Annotated in this window: 21 protein-coding genes; 14 read left to right on the forward strand and 7 right to left on the reverse strand. The window is 44.3% G+C overall.

The window, feature by feature from the left end; translation table 11 throughout:
• Positions 1-24: 24 nt before the first annotated feature.
• From F897_RS10645 to F897_RS10660, 4 genes are all read right to left on the reverse strand, one after another.
• Positions 25-1,371 carry a DcaP family trimeric outer membrane transporter gene (locus F897_RS10645; protein WP_005235776.1) on the reverse strand — a complete coding sequence of 449 codons (1,347 nt, stop codon included), beginning with the start codon at positions 1,369-1,371 and terminating at the stop codon, positions 25-27.
• A gap of 112 nt (positions 1,372-1,483) precedes the next feature.
• Positions 1,484-2,854: an MFS transporter gene (locus tag F897_RS10650; RefSeq protein ID WP_005235777.1), complete on the reverse strand. Its 1,371-nt coding sequence runs from the start codon at positions 2,852-2,854 to the stop codon at positions 1,484-1,486.
• Positions 2,855-3,069: 215 nt separating this feature from the next.
• On the reverse strand, positions 3,070-3,816 hold the full coding sequence (locus tag F897_RS10655) for an IS5 family transposase (RefSeq protein WP_005235778.1): 747 nt from the start codon (positions 3,814-3,816) through the stop codon (positions 3,070-3,072).
• 125 nt (positions 3,817-3,941) lie between these two features.
• Positions 3,942-4,853 carry a LysR family transcriptional regulator gene (locus F897_RS10660; RefSeq protein ID WP_005235780.1) on the reverse strand — a complete coding sequence of 304 codons (912 nt, stop codon included), beginning with the start codon at positions 4,851-4,853 and terminating at the stop codon, positions 3,942-3,944.
• Between the two features lie 115 nt (positions 4,854-4,968).
• Here F897_RS10660 and F897_RS10665 point away from each other — a divergent pair, with 115 nt between their 5' ends.
• The 12 genes from F897_RS10665 to pcaD all read left to right on the forward strand — a co-directional run bounded on the left by F897_RS10665 (position 4,969) and on the right by pcaD (position 16,193).
• On the forward strand, positions 4,969-6,078 hold the full coding sequence (locus tag F897_RS10665; protein ID WP_005235782.1) for a muconate/chloromuconate family cycloisomerase: 1,110 nt from the start codon (positions 4,969-4,971) through the stop codon (positions 6,076-6,078).
• A gap of 15 nt (positions 6,079-6,093) precedes the next feature.
• The gene (catC, locus tag F897_RS10670) at positions 6,094-6,384 is read left to right on the forward strand and encodes a muconolactone Delta-isomerase (RefSeq protein ID WP_005235784.1); all 291 of its coding nucleotides are present in this window, start codon (positions 6,094-6,096) and stop codon (positions 6,382-6,384) included.
• A 153-nt stretch (positions 6,385-6,537) separates the two neighbouring features.
• Positions 6,538-7,458 carry a catechol 1,2-dioxygenase gene (gene catA, locus F897_RS10675; RefSeq protein ID WP_005235786.1) on the forward strand — a complete coding sequence of 307 codons (921 nt, stop codon included), beginning with the start codon at positions 6,538-6,540 and terminating at the stop codon, positions 7,456-7,458.
• 75 nt (positions 7,459-7,533) lie between these two features.
• Positions 7,534-8,922 (forward strand): benzoate 1,2-dioxygenase large subunit, encoded by a 1,389-nt coding sequence (gene benA, locus F897_RS10680; RefSeq protein WP_005235789.1) that lies wholly within the window; start codon positions 7,534-7,536, stop codon positions 8,920-8,922.
• Positions 8,919-9,410 carry a benzoate 1,2-dioxygenase small subunit gene (gene benB, locus F897_RS10685; protein ID WP_005235790.1) on the forward strand — a complete coding sequence of 164 codons (492 nt, stop codon included), beginning with the start codon at positions 8,919-8,921 and terminating at the stop codon, positions 9,408-9,410. Before benA ends, benB begins: the two co-directional genes overlap by 4 nt.
• An 88-nt stretch (positions 9,411-9,498) precedes the next feature.
• Positions 9,499-10,515 carry a benzoate 1,2-dioxygenase electron transfer component BenC gene (benC, locus tag F897_RS10690; RefSeq protein ID WP_005235792.1) on the forward strand — a complete coding sequence of 339 codons (1,017 nt, stop codon included), beginning with the start codon at positions 9,499-9,501 and terminating at the stop codon, positions 10,513-10,515.
• Positions 10,516-10,532: 17 nt separating this feature from the next.
• Entirely contained in the window at positions 10,533-11,318 is a 786-nt protein-coding gene (benD, locus tag F897_RS10695; RefSeq protein ID WP_005235794.1) for a benzoate diol dehydrogenase BenD, read from the forward strand.
• 57 nt (positions 11,319-11,375) lie between these two features.
• A complete protein-coding gene (benE, locus tag F897_RS10700; RefSeq protein ID WP_005235802.1) occupies positions 11,376-12,590 on the forward strand; it encodes a benzoate/H(+) symporter BenE in 1,215 nt (404 codons plus the stop codon).
• A 42-nt stretch (positions 12,591-12,632) separates the two neighbouring features.
• Complete coding sequence (locus F897_RS10705; protein ID WP_005235804.1) at positions 12,633-13,304, forward strand: 3-oxoacid CoA-transferase subunit A; 672 nt, start codon at positions 12,633-12,635, stop codon at positions 13,302-13,304.
• Between the two features lie 21 nt (positions 13,305-13,325).
• Positions 13,326-13,979, forward strand: a complete 654-nt coding sequence (locus F897_RS10710) for a 3-oxoacid CoA-transferase subunit B (RefSeq protein WP_005235806.1) — start codon at positions 13,326-13,328, stop codon at positions 13,977-13,979.
• Between the two features lie 131 nt (positions 13,980-14,110).
• Positions 14,111-15,316, forward strand: coding sequence for a 3-oxoadipyl-CoA thiolase (pcaF, locus tag F897_RS10715; RefSeq protein WP_005235808.1), 1,206 nt, complete (start codon positions 14,111-14,113; stop codon positions 15,314-15,316).
• A gap of 97 nt (positions 15,317-15,413) precedes the next feature.
• Positions 15,414-16,193, forward strand: coding sequence for a 3-oxoadipate enol-lactonase (gene pcaD, locus F897_RS10720; RefSeq protein WP_005235810.1), 780 nt, complete (start codon positions 15,414-15,416; stop codon positions 16,191-16,193).
• Positions 16,194-16,243: 50 nt separating this feature from the next.
• Here the strand turns inward: pcaD and F897_RS10725 are convergent, their stop codons facing one another.
• Positions 16,244-17,131: a DMT family transporter gene (locus F897_RS10725; RefSeq protein ID WP_005235812.1), complete on the reverse strand. Its 888-nt coding sequence runs from the start codon at positions 17,129-17,131 to the stop codon at positions 16,244-16,246.
• A 630-nt stretch (positions 17,132-17,761) separates the two neighbouring features.
• Between F897_RS10725 and F897_RS10730 the strand changes: the two genes are divergently transcribed.
• Both F897_RS10730 and F897_RS17115 read left to right on the forward strand, forming a co-directional pair.
• The gene (locus tag F897_RS10730) at positions 17,762-18,850 is read left to right on the forward strand and encodes a zinc-binding metallopeptidase family protein (RefSeq protein WP_004785614.1); all 1,089 of its coding nucleotides are present in this window, start codon (positions 17,762-17,764) and stop codon (positions 18,848-18,850) included.
• 105 nt (positions 18,851-18,955) lie between these two features.
• Positions 18,956-20,178, forward strand: a protein-coding gene (locus F897_RS17115; protein WP_122959108.1) for an IS3 family transposase whose coding sequence is annotated in 2 segments (ribosomal slippage) — positions 18,956-19,292 and positions 19,292-20,178 — 1,224 coding nt in all. Because the reading frame shifts where the segments join, the coding sequence is not laid out codon by codon here.
• Positions 20,179-20,295: 117 nt separating this feature from the next.
• Here F897_RS17115 and F897_RS10745 read toward each other — a convergent pair.
• Together F897_RS10745 and F897_RS10750 are read right to left on the reverse strand one after the other, a co-directional pair.
• Positions 20,296-21,471 carry a thiolase family protein gene (locus tag F897_RS10745; protein WP_171064830.1) on the reverse strand — a complete coding sequence of 392 codons (1,176 nt, stop codon included), beginning with the start codon at positions 21,469-21,471 and terminating at the stop codon, positions 20,296-20,298.
• Between the two features lie 78 nt (positions 21,472-21,549).
• A complete protein-coding gene (locus tag F897_RS10750) occupies positions 21,550-23,331 on the reverse strand; it encodes an acyl-CoA dehydrogenase C-terminal domain-containing protein (protein WP_005235815.1) in 1,782 nt (593 codons plus the stop codon).
• Positions 23,332-23,829 lie beyond the last annotated feature (498 nt).

The raw sequence follows: 23,829 nt of genomic DNA on the forward strand, positions 1-23,829 counted from the left end.
GTTTCTTATGTAAATCGCTAGAGCTTAGAAACTGTAAATTGCAACGGCATTCACTCGGTTATCTTCACCTTTTGTACTGCCATTTGTTGGTGCAGCACCCAATGCTTCACGTTCGCCATAGACATATTCCAGGCCAAAACTCAGCGGTTTTGTAGGGTTATAGAACACATTGGCCCAAGCCTGCCAAAGGTCTTTGTTCACTGCTGTTAGATTCAGGCCAGGAGCAGCAAGATATCCATTATCTTGGTCGAAATTCATATAACCATAGCCTACTGTGCCACGCAATTTATCATTAAACTGCTGCGTTAGACCGACTGTAATTGAGTCGAATTCACTCTGTAGAAGATCTCCATTAACAGCTGTAACGACACCTGGATTAGCATAAGAGACAAAACTGCTATCACCTTTGACATGATAATAATCTGCCTTAAGGCTGGTGCCTGGAACAAACTCGTATTTCGCGCCTACACCTACACCCCATGCAGTTTTTTCATCTTCATTCACGCGTTTTTCATTCCCCATCGCACGCGCGCTGACAGAAAGATTATCCGCAAATTTGTGGTTTAAGCGTGCAGTTAAAGCCGGTAAACGCTGTTTGATTCCCGTAATGGTCGCATCTTTCGGATCTTCTACTGCAAGCACCAGATTGGTCGCTGGACTCAAAGTACTGGTATGACGAATCTGAGGTGTCCGCTTAATTGAACCACCGGCATAAACCAGTGCATCTACCGTCTCAGGTATATAGTCCGGAGTTGCAAAGTTTGACCAGGTTTGACCAATTAACCAGTCAGCATAGCTGATATAGGCATGACGGATACGCAGGTTATCAAAACCAGCTCCACCCAGGAAATCGACCTCAACCTTACCACTTAAGGCCTTATCCCCAGCACCCACGGGCGCTTTAAAATCCATCCCTAAACGGGTGGCTGAAAGCGTGGACTTAAACTCATCACTGCGTTCACCTGTGCCTTCAAGAGGTACCGCATTAATCTGGTTATACATACGTGTCGCTGCACCGCCCTCAGCCTGATAAGAGGCATCAGCACGGATATTACCGTATAAATTAAACTCGGCCCCACTGGCAATTTTCATCACAGGTTTGCTAGTAGGAGCTACTGCTGTATTTGCAGGTGCCGGCGTTGCCGCTACAGGTGCAGTCACAGCAGCTGTCTGAGTCTGCTGCTGTTCAATCAAGGCACGTAAAGCTTGAACCTCTTGACGCAACTGCTCAATTTCCTGCTGATTGGACTGAGCTGGAGTTTGTGCCTGGGTAGACAAGCTAAGGCCCCCTAAACTCATTGCCATCATGCTCATCAGAACCGTGCGTTTTAATGTGATTGTTTGATTATTAAATAATTGTTCCGTGTTCATCCTAAACTCACTTTTTTATTATGCGTCTCGATTCTAGCAACAGATCACCGCCGCTTACGATGGCGATCTCTATCATTAGAAGTGTTTTCTTTATTAATTGATATTTAATCCATTAACTTGCTTTTTCAGCGAGAGAATCAGTACGAATATCAGGTGTAGCAAGGGCTTGACCTTCTACAGACATTTTTAAGTTCACCAGGAAAATTGCCAGCGCAGCAATCAAACCGGGAATCGCAATTGCAAAGAAGTTCATTTGATGCGGTAAATTCATGGTGAGTAAAGCACCTGTCAATACCGGTCCAACGATCGCACCGATACGCCCAATTCCGGAAGCCCAACCCATGCCGGTGGAACGCACCGTCGATGGATAATATTGTGCCACGAAGGTATAGAGCAGGATTTGAGAACCAATGGTTGCTGCACCGGCCACTGCAATCAAGCTATAAAGCACGAATTGCGGACTGTTATAACCGAGCAGGATTAAAGAAGCTGCCCCGCAAAGAAACATGATTGTCAGTACTTTTTTGATATGGAAACGGTCTGCCAGATAACCCCCACCAATTGCGCCAATCATGCCGCCAATATTCAAGGCGAACAGGAAGATCATACTGGCGCCCAATGAGTAACCCGCCTGAATCATCAGCTTTGGTAACCAGCTTCCCAATGCATACACCATCAGCAGACACATAAAGAAAGCAATCCAGAACATGAAGGTACTGAATGTACGACCTTTCTGAAATAACGCTTTTAATGGCGCCTCATCACCCTTTTTCACTTCATTCAGGACAAATTGAGAATTTTCTGTAACATCTTGAGCAGGTGAAATCTTCTTAATGATGTTTCGTGCTTCTACAGTCTGATTTCTGACGGTTAGATACATCAACGATTCAGGCAGGAATTTCCAGATTAACGGTAAAGCCAATAAAGGAACACCGGCAATATAGAACATGATCTGCCAGCCAAACTGTGGTACCAGCCATGCACCTAAAAGTGCAGACGTCATACCGCCAATGGCATAACCACTAAACATCAGGGCAACCAAGGTGCTACGGATACGTTTAGGCGCATATTCCGTCATCAGGGCAACGACGTTGGGCATCACACCACCAATACCAAGTCCGGCAAGAAAACGTAGAATTCCGAATTCGACAGGTGATGTTGCAAAGGCACCGATAAACGTAAAACCACTAAAGATCGCGACACAGATCATGATGGTTTTTTTACGTCCCAGTTTATCCGATAAGGTCCCGAAGCTCATGGCTCCAAACATCATACCGAACAAGGCAGTGCTGGCTAACATGCCGGCTTGTACTGCACTGAGTGACCATTCCTGCATCAGTAGCGGTAAAGCTACACCGTAGATCACCAGGTCATAACCATCAAAAATAATGATCAGCAAACACCAGATCAGGACGCCCCAATGAAAAGGTGTGAACTTTGCTTCATCGATCAGCGTATTTATATTCACTTTATTTGTAGACATCTTCACCTCCTAATTGTGAAGTTCAATTTATGAGATTCACAATGCAGAAGATGTCCATAAATGTCCAAAACTGAATATGCATACTTCTATACCTATAAAGTCTGCCTTCAAGAGAAAGCTTTATTTACTATGCCTTAATGATATTCATCCAAATAAAACGACTTTAATTCAGTCATTAAATAGGGTCTGTTGACATTTACTGTTCATAATTAAACCTATAAAGGTAGCCATAAAAATATACAGGCTAAGGCAACAGCACTTTGATAATTTCTTTTGAGCTTGTCATATCGAGTAGCTATTCCTCTAAATTGCTTTAATCTACAAAACATATTTTCAACTAAATGCCTGATTTTATATAAATACCAGTCCATATGATCATTGTTCGATTGGCTATTTATTTTCTTTGGTATATTCGCTTTCGTCCCTGTTTTTCTGATCTGTTCACGCAGTGGTTCTGAATCATAGCCTTTATCTGCGCAGACCACTTTTGTCTCTTTTAAGTCTAATGTTGATATTAAATCAGGTGCAACTTTGACGTCATGTGTGGTTCCATCGGTAATCATGAAATCAACAGGATTGCCATTTGCATCAACAATCAAATGTATTTTTGAGGAGTTTTCTCCTACACTTTTAGAAATGGATTGATTCGCTATACCGGCAGAATGTTGATGAGCACGTACGTGAGAGCCATCAATAAAAATCCACTCCATATCGGGGCATGATGCTAATAATTTGAATAATCTAAGTAACTTACCACTGCTTGACCAACGATTAAAACGTTTGAAAATAGAGTTTGATTGACCGAAATAGGAAGGAATATCTCGCCACGGACAGCCTGTTCTAATTCTATAGAGAATAGCTTCAATAAAATTACGTAAGTTTGAGTTGTGATGAATAGATAAATTACGCAAAATAGTTTTCAACTTTTGCCAGTGTTGATCTGTCAGCATGGTACGAGGCATAGCGAAGAGTAAAATTGGGTTTGGCGATTTGATTTTACTACTTCGCTATTTTTTAAGCTAAAAGTGTCAACACACCCTAATAATTTCACCTATTTTATATAGCATCTAAAAAGTTTTAATCTTGTTTAAAACACCGCACGATCATATTTAATCGCTTCAAGATCATAAACCTGATAGACCGCATCAAACAGATAACGAATATATTCACTTTCATCCATGTTACGAATCGCCATAAAGACCGGACTGACCGCAAATTCATCTAATAAAGGGATAAAGTTTAAATGTGCCAGACGAATATTCTGGGCACTTTCCGGCACGATACAAACACCCTCTCCAGCAGCCACAAAACCCAGTGCCAGTTGCAATTCACTAACTGCACGGATATTTTTCGGCTCTAGCCCATACTCGGAAAATATACCGCGCACCTGGGTAGAAAAATTAGCCTTACCATTATTCGGGTATAAAAAGAGTGGCTGATCCACCAGTTCAACCAGGTTCACGCCATCTCGTTGCGAGAAAAAATGGCTGGAATGCGCAGCGACCATGAGTCTTTCTTCACGCAGCAACACCCGTTTCACTGCTGGATCTGAAATTCTCAAGCGTCCAAAACCGACATCAATCCGCCCTTCCTTAAGTGCCTGAATTTGCTCTGAAGTATTCATTTCAACCATCTCAATTTTGAGCTGGGGATGTTGCTGCTTAAATAAAAACACAATACGCGATAGCAAACCGAACAATAACGAGCCAACAAAACCAATACTAATGGTGCGATCCGCGATACCAATCCGCTTGGTCATCGATTTGATTTCTTCCGCATTAGACAAAAGTTTAACCGCATGCTGGTAGAAGAATTGACCTGCTTCTGTGGTCTTAAGCGGTCGGCTACCTCTTTCAAAGAGCTGAATATCCAGTTCCTGTTCCAGATTTTGTATCTGTCTGCTTAAAGGTGGTTGAGCAATAAACAGTTTTTCTGCCGCCTTGGTAAAACTTTGTTCTTCGACGACTGCGACAAAGTAACGCAAATGCCTGAGTTCCATATCCCTAAATACCTTTAAAGTATAAAAAAATGCTAAATCGATCTTAGACCAATCAAAATTATTCTTTTAAGGTATATTAAGTCAAAACATTAAAGCAAGAATGTGAAGCGTAATTATGTATAAGTCAGTTGAAACCTTGCTGGTTCAAATACCGACGATCCGTCCTCACAAGATGGCTGTCGCAACCATGCAAACCCAGACACTGGTCCTGGTCAAAATCACCACCGAAGACGGCTATGTGGGTTGGGGCGAAGCCACCACTATTGGCGGTTTAGGCTACGGTGAAGAAAGCCCAGAAAGTGTCAAAGTGAATATTGAGACTTACTTTGCACCGCTTCTGAAAACATTATCGGGTTTGAATGTTGCACAGACATTACGAGCCATCAAAAAGAATATTAATGGTAACCGTTTTGCCAAATGTGCCATTCAAACTGCGCTACTAGATATTCAGGCACAACGTCTGAACCAGCCACTGAGTGAAATTCTAGGTGGACGTTTACGTAACAGCGTACCAGTGCTGTGGGTATTGGCATCTGGCAATACCGAGAAAGACATTGCTGAAGCCCAGAAAATGATTGCGGCCAAACGCCACAATATTTTCAAACTGAAAATTGGTTCTCGTCCAGTGGAACAGGATGTTGAACACGTGCTTGCCATTAAACAGGCATTGGGCAAAGACATTTCAATCCGTGTGGACGTCAACCGTGCCTGGTCAGAGCTGGACGCGATTAAAGGTATTCAGTTACTCCAGGACGGCGGCATTGATCTGATTGAACAGCCGTGCGCCATTGACAATCTGGATGCAATGCGACGTCTGACCCAGCGTTTTGATATCGCCATCATGGCGGATGAATCCTTGATGGGGCCACAGTCTGCCTATCAGATCGCACGTCAGCATGGTTCATCAGTTTTTGCAGTCAAAGTAGCGCAGTCTGGTGGCCTGATTGAAGGCTGTGAAGTTGCAAAAGTGGCACAGCTGGCTGGTATCGACCTGTATGGCGGCACCATGCTGGAAGGCCCGGTGGGCACCATCGCCTCTGCCCATGCCTTCTCGACTTTTGAAAGTCTCGCTTATGGCACCGAACTGTTTGGTCCATTGCTGTTAATTGATGAAATTTTAAAAACCCCACTCCAGTATCAAAACTTTGAACTTGAGATTCCGAAAGGACCAGGTCTGGGTATTGAGTTGGATGAAAACAAAATTGACAACTTGCGTCGTCAATAATTCCAGGAGAATCCCATGCTTTTCCAAGTACGAATGGACGTCAACATTCCAAAAGATATGCCGTTTGAACAGGCCAATGAAATTAAGGCTGTCGAAAAAGCCTATTCACAGGATCTGCAACGTCAGGGTAAGTGGCGTCATATCTGGCGTATCACCGGGCAGTATTCAAACATCAGTATTTTTGATGTTGAAAGCAATGAAGAGTTGCACAACTTGCTACAGGGCTTGCCGCTCTATCCGTATATGAACATCGAAGTTATGGCATTGAACCGCCATCCATCATCGATTCGGGATGATGACAAGTAATGAATAAATTCGGGAATGGAAATAAAAAAATCCTTCCCACCCATACACCTGAGGGTAATCCAAAAGGACTTGTGGCCAGCAAGATTTAGCCAGCCAAATGAATGCTAAAACATGCGCCACTAAAATATGAAAACATACTTTAGGAGCAATAGTATGAACCGCCAAGAAATTGATGCACTGGTTAAAAAAATGAATGTCGATACAGCGACAGGACCAGTCGATGAGCGTGTACAACAAGTTGTTGTACGTTTATTAGGTGATCTTTTCCAGGCTATTGAAGATCTTGATATTTCTCAGACTGAACTCTGGAAAGGTCTGGAATACTTTACTGATGCAGGTCAAGCTAATGAATTAGGCTTACTGGCTGCAGGTCTTGGTCTGGAACATTACTTAGACTTACGCGCGGATGAAGCAGATGCCAAAGCAGGCATTACAGGTGGTACACCACGTACCATCGAAGGCCCGCTGTATGTTGCAGGTGCACCTGAGTCAGTTGGTTTTGCGCGTATGGATGACGGTTCTGAAGAAGGCAAAATTCCAACCCTGATTATTGAAGGCACAGTGACTGATACTGACGGTAACATCATTGAAGGTGCAAAAGTTGAAGTCTGGCATGCCAATAGCCTGGGCAACTATTCTTTCTTTGACAAGTCGCAATCTGACTTTAACCTGCGCCGTTCTATCTTTACCGATCAAGACGGTAAATATGTGGCGCTGACCACTATGCCGGTCGGTTATGGCTGTCCACCTGAAGGTACCACCCAGTTCGTACTGGACAAATTAGGTCGTCACGGTAACCGCCCATCTCATGTGCATTACTTCGTATCTGCACCGGGTTACCGCAAGTTAACCACACAGTTCAACATCGAAGGCGATCAATACCTGTGGGATGACTTTGCATTCGCCACACGTGATGGTCTGGTCGCAACTGCTGATGATGTGACCGATGAAGCTGAAATCGCACGCCGCGGTTTAAATGGTCCATTCAAACATATCCAGTTCAATATTGAACTGGTGAAAGACCAAGCTGCTGCACCAAGCACTGAAGTAGAACGTCGTCGCGCAAGCGCTTAATTCAAAATGGAATCGGGATGTCAGTCTGAGCAACATCCCGATGACTTCCCCTCCTTGGAAAGTCGGAGACTGGACATGCCTCGTATTCCTGTAATTAACACCAGCCATTTAGACCGTATTGATGAATTACTGGTCGATGATTTTGAATCTGGTGAATTTAAACTGCACCGTTCCGTATTTACTGATCAAGCCCTATTTGATCTGGAAATGAAATACATTTTTGAAGGAAACTGGGTTTATCTGGCCCACGAGAGCCAAATTCCCAATAACAACGATTACTACACAACCCATATTGGCCGTCAGCCAATCATCATTGCACGTAATCGTAATGGCGAACTGAATGCCATGATCAATGCCTGCTCACACCGCGGTGCACAGCTCTGCCGCTACAAACGTGGTAATAAAGCAACCTATACCTGCCCATTCCATGGCTGGACATTTAATAACTCGGGCAAGCTGTTAAAAGTGAAAGACCCGGCTGATGCAGGCTATTCAGATTGCTTTAACCAAGACGGTTCTCATGACCTGAAAAAAGTAGCCCGTTTTGAAAATTACAAAGGCTTCTTGTTTGGCAGCCTGAATCCTGATGTTCCATCTCTGGAAGAATACCTGGGCGAAGCTACCAAGATTATCGATATGATCGTGGGTCAGTCTGAGCAAGGTCTGGAAGTTTTACGTGGTTCATCGACTTATACCTATGAAGGTAACTGGAAGCTGACTGCAGAAAACGGTGCCGATGGTTATCACGTCTCTGCTGTGCACTGGAACTACGCCGCGACCACTCAGCAACGTAAGGAAAAAGAAGCTGGCGATAATATTCGTGCCATGAGCGCAGGTTCATGGGGCAAACAAGGCGGTGGTTCTTATGGCTTTGAACATGGTCACATGCTGCTTTGGACTCAATGGGCCAATCCGGAAGACCGTCCAAACTTTGCCAAGAAAAATGAATATACCGAGCGTTATGGCGAAGCCATGGCGAAATGGATGATCGAGCGTTCACGTAACCTGTGTATTTATCCAAACGTTTACTTCATGGATCAATTCGGCTCACAAATTCGTGTCCTGCGTCCAATCTCTGTCGATAAGACTGAAGTGACCATTTACTGTATCGGTCCTGTCGGTGAAGAGCCGGAAGCACGCACTCGCCGTATCCGTCAGTATGAAGATTTCTTTAATGCTTCTGGTATGGCAACTCCGGACGATCTTGAAGAATTCCGTGCCTGTCAGGCTGGTTATGCCGGGATCGCACTGGAATGGAACGACATGTGTCGCGGGTCTAAACACTGGATTCAAGGGCCGGATGATGCAGCCAATGAAATTGGTCTAAAACCAAAACTGTCCGGCATTAAAACTGAAGATGAAGGCCTATATCTGGCACAACACCAGTACTGGCTAGAACTGATCAAAAAAGGCATTGCGACCGAAAAAGAAATTGCTGCAAGCACTGAAGGAGAAACCGCATGAGCGACATCACTTTAGAAAATATTGCACAGTTCCTGTATCAGGAAGCCCGCTTTTTAGATGATGAGCAATGGGATGACTGGTTACAGTGCTACGCCCCTACTGCTTCTTTCTGGATGCCAGCTTGGGATGATGATGACCGTCTGACTGAGAATCCACAGTCTGAAATCTCACTGATCTACTACCCTGACCGTCAGGGCCTGGAAGACCGTGTGTTCCGGATCAAGACAGAACGTTCATCTGCCACCATGCCGGATACCCGTACCAGCCACAACATCTGCAATATTGAAATTGTGGAACGTGATGGTGACAAGGTCACTGTGCGCTTTAACTGGAATACCCTGAGTTTTCGTTACAAAAACAGTTACAGCTATTTCGGTATGTCTCGTTACGAAATCGATTTTTCAGGCGAAAAACCACAGATTTTAAGCAAATACGTGGTGCTGAAAAACGATTACATCAACCAGGTTATCGACATTTATCACCTCTAAGACTGTCTCGACAGCAAGGTTAAACCTTTCAGCTAGGGAAATATGGCTGAAAGGCTAAGTTTCAAAGATTTATATAGGATATTCAGCCATGTCAAACCACAATGTTGCACTCCAATTTGAAGATGGCGTTACACGTTTTATTAGTGTTGCCCAAGGCGAAACCCTGTCCGATGCAGCTTACCGTCAAAAGATCAATATCCCTCTAGATTGCCGTGACGGTGCATGTGGAACGTGCCGCGCTTTTTGTGAATCAGGTGCGTATGACATGCCTGAAGAAATGTATATTGAAGATGCACTAACTCCAGAAGAAGCTGCAGAAGGATTTATTCTGGCTTGCCAATGTAAGCCGACTTCGGATGCCGTGTTCCAGATCCAGGCCTCATCTGATGTCTGCAAGACTGAGATCCATGCCTATCAAGGTACGTTGGCCCATGTAAAAAACCTGTCTGATTCCACCATTACTTTTAATATTCAACTTGATGATGGTCAACCAGATATTCATTTTCTGGCGGGACAATATGTCAATGTCGGTATTCCTGGAAGCACCGAAACACGTTCTTATTCATTCAGCTCTAAACCGGGTAACCGTTTAACTGGTTTTGTAGTTCGTAATGTGCCTAACGGCAAAATGTCGAGTTTCCTCAGCGCTGATGCAAAAGCGGGTGACAAAATGATCTTTATCGGTCCATTCGGCAGCTTCTATCTGCGTAATGTGTCCCGTCCAGTATTGATGCTGGCAGGTGGTACAGGCATCGCACCATTTATGTCGATGTTACAGGTACTGGAAGAAAAAGGGTCTGAACATCCAGTACGTCTGGTCTTTGGAGTGACCAATGACTTCGACCTGGTCGCAATTGAAAAGCTGAATGAACTACAGGACAAATTCCCATGGTTCGAATATCGCACGGTGGTCGCAAATCCAGAATCTACACATGAGCGTAAAGGTTATGTGACCGGTCATATCGAAAACGAATGGCTGAACGCTGGAGATGTCGATATCTACCTGTGTGGTCCGGTGCCAATGGTTGAAGCAGTTCGCGGTTGGCTGGATGCGGAAGGTGTCAAACCTGCCAGCTTCCTGTTTGAAAAATTCTCTGCCAACTGATTGAGGGATATTTCGACATGACCGAACGTCAAAGATTTTTAAATAAAGTCGTGATCGTGACCGGTGCTGCCCAAGGCATCGGCCGCGGTGTAGCCATCCAGGCTGCTGCTGAAGGCGCACAAGTAGTATTGGTCGATATTTCGGACTATGTGCAGGAAACCCTGGCAGAAATCGAAGCGGCTGGCGGTGATGCCATTATCGTCAAGGCCAATCTGGAAAACTATGCCGGTACCGAAGCTGTCATGGCCAAAGCACTAGAGACCTATGGACGTATTGATGTGCTGATCAACAATGTTGGCGGTGCGATCTGGATGAAACCTTTTGAAGAATTTTCTGAAGAAGAAATCATCAAAGAAGTGAACCGTTCATTGTTCCCAACCATGTGGTGCTGCCGTGCAGTGCTACCGCAAATGATCAAGCAGCAGCATGGCACCATTGTAAACGTATCGTCAATTGCAACCCGTGGCATTAACCGGGTGCCTTATTCGGCTTCTAAAGGTGGAGTTAACGGCTTGACTGCTGCTCTTGCCTTTGAACATGCCAAAGACGGGATTCGTGTCAACGCCGTCGCAACGGGTGGTACGGAAGCACCGCCACGTAAGGTTCCACGTAATGCCAATCCATTAACGGAAACTGAAAAAGTATGGATGCAGCAAGTGGTGGATCAAACTATTGACCGTACTTTCCTGGGACGTTACGGCACGATTCAGGAACAAGTGAATGCCATTTTATTCCTGGCTTCGGATGAATCGTCCTATATGACCGGTACGGTAGTACCTGTCGGTGGTGGCGATCTGGGTTAATCCAGATCCACAACAGATCAACAGGATCATTGCTAGACGCAAGGAGGCATATTGCCAATGAGTCACCTGTTTCAAACCTTAAAAAATGACTGGTCGATTTCAGCCACTGTTGCAGGATTTTTAGCAGTACTGATTTCTTATGCCGGTCCCCTAATTATTTTTTTCCAGGCGGCCCAGCAGGCACAAGTGTCTGCAGCCATGATGATTTCCTGGATCTGGGGGATTTCCATAGGTGCTGCTGTTTCCAGTATTTATTTATCCATCAGGTTCAAAGTGCCGATTGTGATGGCTTGGTCAGCTCCTGGTACAGCGCTTTTAGTGACCTTATTTCCCGATATTTCACTGAATGAAGCGATTGCAGCCTATATCACTACGGCTGTGGTGCTGTTTGTAATTGGCATTAGTGGCTATTTCGATAAATTGCTGGCGCTGATTCCACAAGCGGTTGCCGCAGGAATGATGGCCGGCATTCTGGTGAATTTCGGTTTGGGCCTGTTTAGTGCCACAGACAATATGCCTGTGATCGTACTTGGCATGTTGCTGGTGTTTTTAGTCGCCAAACGGCTGAATCCCCGTTATGCCATGTTATGGGTATTGGCGGCTGGTGTCTGTTTAAGCCTGATTCTCGTTCAGTTTCAGCCAGTTAGCATGGACTTCAATCTGGCCATTCCGCAACTGATTCAGCCGGAATGGACCTGGTCATCGACCTTTAACCTGGCACTCCCGCTGATTCTGGTCAGCCTGTCTGGTCAGTTTTTGCCGGGGATGAGCTTATTAAAAATCAGCGGGTATCAAGTCCCGGCCAAACCCATTATTACCACAGCCAGTATTACCTCTCTGGCAGTGGCCTGGGTTGGTGGTATTACCACAGTTCTGGGTTCAATTACTGCAGCACTTTGCATAGGCAAAGATGCGCACGAATTACCAGAAAAACGTTATATCGCAGGTGTATGTAATGGCCTGTTTTACATTTTAGGTGGCCTGTTTGCAGGCAGTATCGTGATGCTGTTCAGTCTGTTCCCGAAAGAACTGATTGCAGCACTGGCTGGACTGGCCTTATTGGGTGCGATTTCGACCAACCTGACAGTTGCCATGCAAACCGAACAGCAGCGCGAAGCCGCCCTAATTACATTTTTAGCAACTGCCTCAGGCATGAGTGTACTCGGCCTGAGCTCAGTTTTCTGGGGCATCTGTATCGGCCTTTTGGCTCATTTTCTCCTGACAAAGAAAAGGCCTGCTACCCTCACTGCTGTTGCTTCAGATTCAAAATAAGTAATAGCCCTTCATCAGATTAGGACATGCAAGGACAAGATTATGATAGATAAAAGTTCATTATCGCTGAAAGCAGCACTTTCCCAGATCAAGGATGGTTCGACCATCATGATCGGCGGCTTTGGCACAGCAGGTCAGCCAGCAGAACTGATTGATGGCCTGATCGAACTGGGTATCAAAGATCTGGTGATCGTTAATAATAATGCCGGTAATGGTGACTATGGCCTGGCGAAACTGCTGAAGACCGGTGCAGTACGTAAAATCATCTGTTCTTTTCCACGTCAGTCTGACTCCTGGGTATTTGACGAGCTGTACCGTGCCGGAAAAATCGAACTGGAACTGGTACCTCAGGGCAACCTTGCCTGCCGTATTCAGGCTGCCGGTATGGGCCTAGGTCCAATCTACACGCCGACTGGTTTTGGCACCTTGCTGGCGGAAGGCAAACCAACCCTGAATTATGAAGGCAAAGATTACGTTTTAGAAAATCCAATTAAAGCAGACTTTGCCCTGATTAAGGCGCATAAAGGCGATCGCTGGGGCAATCTGGTTTACCGTAAATCGGCGCGTAACTTCGGTCCAATCATGGCGATGTCGGCAGATGTGACTATTGCCCAAGTTGCTGAAGTGGTTGAACTCGGTGAGCTGGATCCGGAACACATCATCACCCCAGGCATCTTTGTTCAACATGTTGTTCAAGTTCAACCGGCACAGTAATTACGGATAAGGAGAAGATTGATGAGCTATAACAAACTGACCCGTGACCAGATTGCTGAACGTGTTGCCCAGGACATTCCGGATGGTGCCTATGTCAACCTTGGTATTGGCCTGCCGACCAAGATTGCCAGCTATCTACCAGCAGACAAGGATGTTTTCCTGCATTCTGAAAATGGCCTGCTGGCTTTCGGTCCGCCACCTGCCAAAGGTGAAGAAGACCCTGAGCTGATTAATGCCGGTAAAGAATTTGTGACCATGCTGACTGGAGGTGCATTTTTCCATCATGGGGATTCTTTCGCGATGATGCGTGGTGGTCACCTGGACATTGCGGTACTCGGTGCTTTCCAGGTAGCAGCTAATGGTGACCTGGCCAACTGGCATACCGGTGCACCGGATGCAATTCCTGCTGTCGGTGGCGCGATGGATCTGGCAGTGGGCGCCAAGAAAGTCTTTATTACTACGGATCATGTGACTAAAAAAGGTGAACCAAAGATCGTGGCTGAACTGATGTATCCAGCCACTGGCCTGAAATGTGTAGACCGTATTTATACCGACCTGTGTGTAATTGATGTCACGGCTGAAGGCATGAAAGTCATTGAAAAAGTTCAAGGTCTATCATTTGAAGAATTGCAGTCGATGACGGGTGCCAAACTGATTGATGCAACACAAGGTTAAGTAATAAAGGAAAATTAAATCCCCCTAAATCCCCCTTTTTTCAAAGGGGGACTTTCGAAAATATATGACGAAGCTCTCCTCCCTTTATCAAAGGGAGGTCGAGAGGGATTAGAGAACTGGAAATAGAAACAATGAAAAATGCATATATTATCGATGCCATCCGTACCCCATTCGGCCGCTATGCCGGTGGCCTGGCCCCTGTCCGTGCCGATGACCTGGGTGCGATTCCGATTAAGGCTTTGATGGAACGTAACCCAAGTATCAACTGGGAAAAAGTGGATGACATCATCTATGGCTGTGCCAACCAGGCTGGTGAAGATAACCGCAACGTGGGTCGTATGTCCGCTTTGCTCGCAGGAGTGCCTTATCAGGTACCGGCAACTACGATTAACCGTCTTTGCGGTTCATCACTCGATGCGGTAGCCATTGCGGCTCGTGCCATTAAAGCCGGTGAAGCCGATCTGATTATGGCTGGTGGTGTGGAATCCATGTCACGTGCACCGCTGGTGATGGGTAAGTCTGAAACCGCTTATGGCCGTACTCAAAAGCTTGAAGATACTACCATGGGCTGGCGTTTTATCAACCCGAAACTGAAGGAACTGTATGGCGTGGAAACCATGCCGGAAACTGCGGAAAATGTGGCAGCACAGTTCAATATCAACCGTGAAGATCAAGACAAGTTTGCCCTGACCAGCCAGCAACGTACTGCAGCGGCGCAAGCCAAAGGTTTCTTTAAAAATGAAATCATTCCGGTAGTTATTCCTCAGCGTAAAGGCGAACCTGTGGTTGTTGATACAGATGAACATCCACGTGCTTCTACGACATTAGAAGGTTTAACTAAGCTAAAACCAGTTGTAAAAGCGGATGGTACGGTGACTGCCGGCAATGCTTCTGGCATTAACGATGGTGCAGCGGCACTCCTGATTGCCTCTGATGAAGCTGTTGCTGAATATGGCCTAGAAGTGCGTGCCAAAATTATTGGCTCAACGGTTGTCGGTGTTGAACCACGCATTATGGGCTTTGGTCCGGCACCAGCGATTAAAAAGCTACTGGCCCAGACCGGTTTGACACTAGATCAGATGGATGTCATTGAACTGAATGAAGCCTTTGCTGCACAGGCCTTAGCCGTGACCCGTGACCTTGACCTTCCAGATGATGCTGCCCATGTAAACCCGAATGGCGGTGCCATTGCCATTGGCCATCCACTCGGTGCTTCCGGTGCCCGTCTGGTGACAACCGCACTGAACCAGCTGGAACAGACTGGCGGGAAATATGCTCTCTGCTCTATGTGCATTGGCGTAGGTCAAGGTATCGCGCTGATTATTGAACGTGTTTAAAAAATCCCTCCTAACCTCCCTTTCTTGCACAAGGCTTAAGCAGTGCTTATGCCTTGTTCAGGGAAGAACTTTTAGAAGGAAATAAAAGGAATAACAAATGCCAACATTTACATCAAATGATGCCCAGATTAATTACCAGACTTTTGGGGATGCCAACAAACCTGCCTTGATATTTTCCAACTCACTGGGTACCAAATACAGCATGTGGCAGCCACAGATTGAACATTTCCAGCAGGATCATTACGTAATCTGCTATGACACCCGTGGTCATGGTGCATCATCTGCACCACAAGGCCCATATAGCTTGGAACAGTTGGGTCAGGATGTCGTGAATCTTCTGGATCATTTGAATATTGCAAAAGTAGCATTCTGTGGTATTTCTATGGGTGGCTTAACCGGTCAATGGTTGGCGATTCATAAGCCAGAACTTTTTAGCCACGTGATTGTCTGCAATACTGCAGCCAAAATTGGCCAGGAACAGGCATGGCAAGACCGTGCTGCGCTTGTCTGTGAGCAAGGTCTTGCTCCGATTGCTGCAACTGCGGCATTACGCTGGTTTACCGATCCCTTTATCCAGAGCAACCCGGCAGTCGTTGCAGAACTTTCAAACGACCTCGGAGCTGGCAGCCCAGAAGGCTATGCAAACTGCTGTGAAGCTCTGGCTAAGGCGGATGTCCGCGAACAACTTAGCAGCATTCAAATCCCTGTGCTGATTATTGCGGGTCAGCAGGATCCTGTGACGACTGTTGCAGATGGCCAGTTTATGCAGCAACGTATTGCGAATAGCCGGTTGTTTGAAATTAATGCTTCGCATATTTCCAATATTGAACAGCCGGAAGCCTTTAATCAGGCCGTACAAACTTTTCTTGCTGCTTAAATTTATTCTTATAAAAAAGCCACGATATATCGTGGCTTTTCTTTTATTCGTTAAGCCCAGATCACCAGCATCGCTGCAATCACCACCAATCCCAAGCCCCAATGCTCGGCACGCGCCAGTTTTTCTTTAAAGAAATAAGCTGAAATCAGCAAACTGAACAGGATTTCGATTTGTCCCAAGGTTTTCACGATTGGCACGCTCATCATACTCATGGCGGTAAACCACCCAAGGGAGGCCATAAAGCTGCAGAAGCTGACTTTAAACGTAAGTCCCAAACGTTGCCACATGGCAACTAAGGTTGTGCGGCTAAACAAGCTTAAATAGATCAGCATACTGATACACTGGAAACCAATCACTGAAATCAGTACCCATGAAGCACGATGCACAGTTGGCAACATCGGTAGTTCCAGACTAGCTTCACGTACCAAGAGTGAAGTAATAGCAAAGCTCAAACCACTTCCGATTCCGGTGGCTAAAGTCTTGGTGGATAAACCAGTGATCTGATTGCCCTTACTCAGCAGGAATACCGCATAACCGCCGATCAGCACACCGATCCATGCCAGTGCAGAAAGATGATCTGACAGGAAAATCACTCCGATAATGGCTGCCAGAATCGCTTCACTTTTTGCCAGTCCAACGCCAATCGCATAATTTTTCTGTTTAAACAGCTGCACCATCAAGGCGGTTGCCAGAATCTGGCTGATACCGGCAATCAGAATATAGATCCAATACTTCGGGGTAAAATGCACTACACTTTCTACCGGTTTGAAGTGGTATAAAGTCGCGATATAAAGTCCAGCCAGAGGCAATCCAAACAGGAAACGCGCCAGCGTCACGCCCCAGATATCGACAGTGGTACTGAGCTGTTTTTGAAAGGCATTTCGCCAGGCCTGCATAAATGCAGCCATTAAAGTAAAGAAAACCCAGCTGATTGCCATACCCTGATCATTAATGCCGTAAAAGTGAATTAATTCTATGCCTTAGTACAATCTATGACTAATTAAAAATGATATAATGGCTAATAGCTAAAAGTTTAATTTTCTAATTCAAAAATAATTAAAATTTATCAGTTTAATAAGGGTGAAATTGATTTCTCAGATTCCAACTATGCTTAAAAAATAAGAAAGTAACTCCTCATCTTTGATTAACTTATAATAAAAGGCTCTTCTATTTTAAGAGACCGAAGATGTTTCATCAGTATACCAATTAGGTTTTATGAAAAACGTTATTCAATCAATTTTTTTCAATAATTTTTGATCTCTAATTTTTTATAGTTTGCATTATTCAGTTTTTTTTAAATTGATACTCTCGTTTTTATTTAAGAAAAAAATACATAAGTCAGTTCATCGGTTTTTTTATTTCTGTCAGCTTTTCTTCTATAAACAGTCACTAAACTATAATCTAATGAATAATCGATCACATGCATTTTACAATTAATCAACATAGTGTTTTTTAAGAAATTTTTATGATGAATTTTTAAACAGGATAAAATTCCGCAATGCAATCTGAATATAAATTACAGAGTTTCAGCAATCCATTGTAATTCATTCATTTCGCAGGGAGTATCGATGAAATATTTTGAATGTCCAGTTTGCGAAAAGCAGATCTTTTTCGCCAAATTCGTATGTGATCACTGCCTTTCCTCTATCGGCTATATCGCCTCCGAAAAAGAAATGACGACATTTAAAAAGCTGAATGCTCAGGAGTGGGTTCCGGTTGCTAAAAAGTATCAACATTCCCGTTATAAACCTTGTTATAACTATACCCATCATCAGGTATGTAACTGGATGATCCCTGCAGATGATGAGGAAGATTTTTGCGAATCCTGCCAGCTGACTCATGTAATTCCAAATCTGGAAAATGCCGAAAACATGATTTACTGGTATCGGCTGGAGGAAGCCAAACGCCGTTTTCTGTATCTGACCCAACGTATGAACATTATGCCTCGTCCAAAACATTCGGATGATGATCCATTGGGTTTGCGTTTTGATTTTCTTCTTCCTGAAAAAGACAAGCCAGTACTTACCGGCCATGCCAATGGTGTAATTACCTTAAATGCCTTTGAGGCCGATGTGGTTTATCGTGAAACCACCCGGGTCAATATGGGTGAAAACTACAGAACCTTATTAGGGCATTTTCGTCATGAAAGTGGGCATTTTTATTTTAATCTCATCCAGCACCTACATCCGGAATTACTGGATGAACTTCGCCATTATTTTGGGGATGAGCGGCAAAATTATAGTGAAGCACTAGAGAGGCACTATAATCAGGGTGCGCCTATTAACTGGCATGAAAAATATATTAGTCCCTATGCCACCGCACACCCGTGGGAAGACTGGGCTGAAACCTGGTCGCATTATCTGCATATCATGGAAACGCTGGAAACGGCATTTTATGCTGGCTTACGCGTGGAAGGTAATGGCCGAAATCTGGCCAGTATGGACTTTAAAGAATGCCCGATTGGTGGACAGGATTTTGAACATATCCTGGAAAACTGGGTCACCCTGACCTTTAATTTAAATGCCTTAAACCGCAGTATGGGTCTGGAGGATGCTTACCCCTTTAAGCTGACTGAAGCTGTGAAAGATAAACTGCGTTTCATTCATCGGCATATATTGGATAAAGTCTTTAATAACCCACGTCTGATTCAGAACTAAAATATTTATCTAATACAATATAAATAAAGCCCGTGATCCACAGGCTTTATTTTGGGCTTAATTGTCCCGTCCTGAAATAAGTTTACACCTTAAGAGACTTATTTTATGGAACATGCACAAGAACAACGAGTTAAACGCACACAACGTGATTATAGCTTCGCCTTTAAAATGATGGTTGTACATGAAGTAGAAAAAGGGCAAATTACTTATAAACAAGCTCAGGCAAAATATGGTATTCAAGGAAGATCAACTGTGCTGGTATGGTTACGCAAGCACGGACAACAGGACTGGACTTCGAATATGCCGACTTCTTCTAAACGCCAATTAACCCCCCAACAACGAATCCGCCAATTAGAAAAGCAGTTAGCCGCAGAAAAGCTTAAAACTGAATTTATTCAGGATGTGATTTATCACATTGATAAAGAATGTGGGACTGATCTTGGAAAAAAGTATACCGAGCACGTTTCAAAGATTGGCAAAGCCAAAGAAGACTAAGCGTTTCACGTTATTGTCAGTGGTTGGGAATCACCCGACAAGCTTATTATCAAGCAGAAAAACGTGCTCAAATGACTGCACAAGCAACTGAACAAATACTTGAGTTGGTTATGGAATATCGTTGTCTCATGCCAAGTATCGGAACACGTAAGCTGTATTGGCTTATTAAAGGCAAATTGTTGCAGCGTGGTTTAAAGTGTGGACGGGATCAGTTATTTAAAATATTGAAAGAGCATAATTTATTGATTCGCCCCAAGCGTCGCTATACAAAAACTACGGATAGCAAGCATTGGATGAAGAAGCATCCAAATTTATTAAAGGATTATTCAGCAGTGCAAGCCAACGAAGTCTTTGTTAGTGATATTACTTATGTTGAGAGTGCTGAAGGCGTACATTATTTATCCTTAGTGACAGATGCTTATACCCGTCAGATTAAAGGTTATAAGTTATCGAATGATATGCGTGCGGAGAATGTTGTGCAGGCTCTACATATGGCGATGCAGCATGTGACGGATCGAGCGACAAGGATGATTCATCATTCAGACAGAGGCTCTCAGTATTGCTCTGAACTATATCAATCGGCATTACGCCATTATGGGGTATGTCCTTCTATGACAGATGGAGGAGACTGTTACCAGAATGCATTAGCAGAGCGGATTAATGGAATATTAAAGCAGGAGTTTTTAATTACACGATGTCAAACCATGAAGGAGTTAGATCACTTAATTGCGGAATCTATTATGATTTATAATTGCTATAGACCACATTTAAGTTTAAATATGAACACCCCGAATCAGACGTATGAGCAAACTAAAACCGAGCTAATTGCTTAACTCGGTTTGAAGTGGAATACTGTCAATCTATTTCAGGACAAGACAAATACTATTTCAATAAATTAAGCGATACTCTTAGCTTATTACCAAAAGCATCGCCATCTAATCTAAATAAACTTAAACCAGTTCTACCGCAATCGCTGTTGCTTCACCGCCACCGATACATAGCGCTGCAATACCTTTTTTGCCGCCAGTACGTTTCAAGGCATGAATCAGGGTCACAATGATACGGGAACCTGAAGAGCCCAGTGGATGACCTAGAGCGCAAGCACCACCATTAATATTCACTTTGGCAGGATCCAGTTCAAAGGCATCAATCGCTGCCATGGTTACCATCGCGAAAGCTTCATTAATTTCCCATAGATCCACATCAGTTGCATTCCAGCCAGTTTTCTTCAGTACTTTTTCAATTGCCCCCACCGGTGCAATCGTGAATTCTGATGGATGTTGTGAATGGCTGGCATAAGCCAGAATATTCGCTAGAGGTTTCAGGCTATACTGTACTGCAATCTCGCTCGATGTTACAACCAATGCGGAAGCACCATCGGAAATTGAACTGGCATTTGCCGCAGTAATCGTACCGTCTTTTTTAAATGCCGGACGTAAAGATGGGATTTTGTCTGCTTTGGCATTCAGTGGTTGTTCATCCTGCTCAACCACCACATCGCCTTTACGCGTGCTGACTGTAATTGGCACGATTTCATCTTTGAAGAAGCCCTGCTGAACGGCAGTCACGGCTTTATTTAAAGAGCCAATCGCATAATCATCCTGTTGTTCACGGGTATAGCCTTTTTTGTCCGCCATTTCTTGTGCCAAGATTCCCATCGACAGACCTGTTTCAGCATCTTCCAGACCTTCCTGGAACATATGATCGGTCACTTTCCCGTGGCCCATACGGAAACCGGCACGAGCTTTATCCATTAAGTACGGTGCGTTCGACATGGATTCCATACCGCCCGCCACTACGATTTCTGCAGAACCGGCCTTGATCGCATCCGCAGCTTGCATCATCGCTTTCATGCCTGAACCACAAATTTTATTGATCGTAGTCGCACCGGTTGAATCTGGCAAACCTGCCTGACGCATGGCCTGACGTGCCGGACCCTGTTTTAAACCTGCCGGCAGTACACAGCCCATGATCACTTCATCAATATCATTGGCTGCCAGACCTGCACGTGCCACCGCTTCCTTGATCACTACAGCTCCTAAATCTGGTGCGGTACAGCTAGAAAGTGAGCCTTGAAAACCGCCCATCGCGGTACGTACAGCTTCTACAATTACAATCATTCTAATCTCATCCTTTAACATCATTGTTATCAACACTGCAAAGTGATATCTGTGCAGTGTTTGTCCTTCGCAATATTTGCGGGTTTAGGCCTGTGCAGTGAAATATTCTTCTGGTAATTGCATCACCAGCTCTGCACCTGCCTGAATGCGTTGAATTCTCGCACTCAAATCCGGGAGTACTTTAGCAATATAGTAATTTGCCAGTACCAGTTTATTCTGGAAATAGCTCTCTTCTTTAGTAGCCGCCGCTTTACTGATACGTGCGTACATGTAAACAAAGCTCAGCAGACCTACAGCGTGCAAATAATCAACAGCAATCGAGTTGGCAAGGTCAGGATTTACCTGAGACTGTTCAACAATAAAATTGGTAATATCTTCCAATTGTTGACAGGTATCTAAGGTTGCCTTTTTAATCGTCAAGGCATCGTCCAGACTTTGGGAAAATTCACGGATTTCTGCAATATATTCTGCAATATAAGCACCTTTGCATTTTGTGGTTTTACGGCCGATCAGATCAATCGCCTGCACTCCATTGGTCCCTTCATAGATCTGTGAAATGCGCAGGTCACGGATACATTGTTCCATGCCCCATTCACGAATATAGCCATGACCACCAAAGCACATTTGTGCTTCAAGTGCAGCATCCAGTGCTTTATCGGTGAGGTAAGCTTTGGCAATAGGCGTTAATAAAGCCACACGATCGGTTGCTTTACGTACCGCCTCAGGATCGGTGGAGTATTTGGTAATATCCAGCTGCTGACCGACATAGACTGCGAAAGCACGTGAAGCTTCATTATTAGCACGTACATTCAGCAACATACGGCGTACATCACCATGTACCAGAATTGAATCGGCTGGTTTTTCTGGTGATTTTGCACCGGTTGATGCACGGCCCTGTAAACGGTCGGTCGCATACTGTGCTGCATTCTGATAAGCAAATTCTGCCGCGCCAATGCCTTGAATCCCCATCGACAAACGTTCGTAGTTCATCATCACGAACATGCCCGCCAGACCTTCATTTTCATTGCCCACCATATAGCCTTTGGCACCATCAAAGTTCATGACACAAGTTGCTGAACCTTTAATGCCCATCTTATGTTCGATCGAACCGGCAGCGACTGCATTGCGCTCACCGAGTGAACCATCGACATTGACCAGGAATTTTGGGACAATAAACAGGGAAATACCGCGTGAACCTGCTGGCGCATTCGGTGTTTTGGCCAATACCAAGTGAATAATATTTTCACTCAGATCATGCTCACCACTGGTAATGAAGATTTTGGTCCCGGTAATGTTGTATGAACCATCTTCGTTTGGTTCAGCCTTGGTTTTGATAATGCCCAGATCTGTCCCTGAATGTGGCTCAGTTAAACACATCGTGCCCGACCATTCACCCGTATAGAATTTTGGCAAATAGGTTTCTTTCTGTTCCTGCGAAGCACGGTCATTGATCGTCATGCCAGCACCCACGGTTAACAGGGGGTAAAGCATGAAAGATGGATTAGTACTCCAGATCATTTCATCAGCCAGTACGGTCAACATTTTTGGCATACCTTGACCGCCCCATTCTTCAGGCGCACCCAGCCCCACCCAGCCGCCTTCAGCAAACTGTTTGAAAGCTTCTTTAAAACCTGCAGGTGTTTTGACTTCACCATTACTAAACTGAGCACCACCTTCTTCATCTGCAGGGCGGTTCAGATCAAGAATCACATTCTTGGAAAACTTGGCCATCTCCTCCAGAATTGCATTTGCAGTTGCCATATCTAAATGTGCAAGATTTTCATTATTTTGCCAAAATTGTTCGGCCTGAAACACATCATTTAAAATAAATTCCATGTCTTTTAGTGGCGCATTATAAATAGGCATTTTCACATTCCTTCACTGGTGATACTCAATCCTGTTACTGAGTATTTTTTCATTATGGATTCGAGAAAATATTTGGATGCTTTTTGCTCGAATCCATGCATGTCATTCAAAAATCATCATGTCGAATTAATCTGATGATGAATTCATTGACATAAATCAGCGATATAAAATTTAAAATCAAAAACTTTATACCTCTGGTATTTACTGAATCCTTAAAACTTAAATCCATTGATGAATGAAAAATTTAAGCTGTTAAAATGACTCTGGCTTCACTTCGCTAAACCTTGTCTGGTCTGGGTTTAAAACAAAAATATGATTCAGCTTTATGCCCTAAAACCATAAATCAAATATATTGAAAATGGAATTTTATTTAACAAAGTTGATCTCAAGGGTTCAATTTTCTTGACAATATTTTTAATGCAGCTGTATATGACTTTCTTCTACAAGAAATATTGAATAAATATACAAATTTAGATAAATATCACGACCTTAGTTTTA

It is taken from the genome of Acinetobacter variabilis (genome assembly GCF_000369625.1).
Taxonomy (GTDB): domain Bacteria; phylum Pseudomonadota; class Gammaproteobacteria; order Pseudomonadales; family Moraxellaceae; genus Acinetobacter; species Acinetobacter variabilis.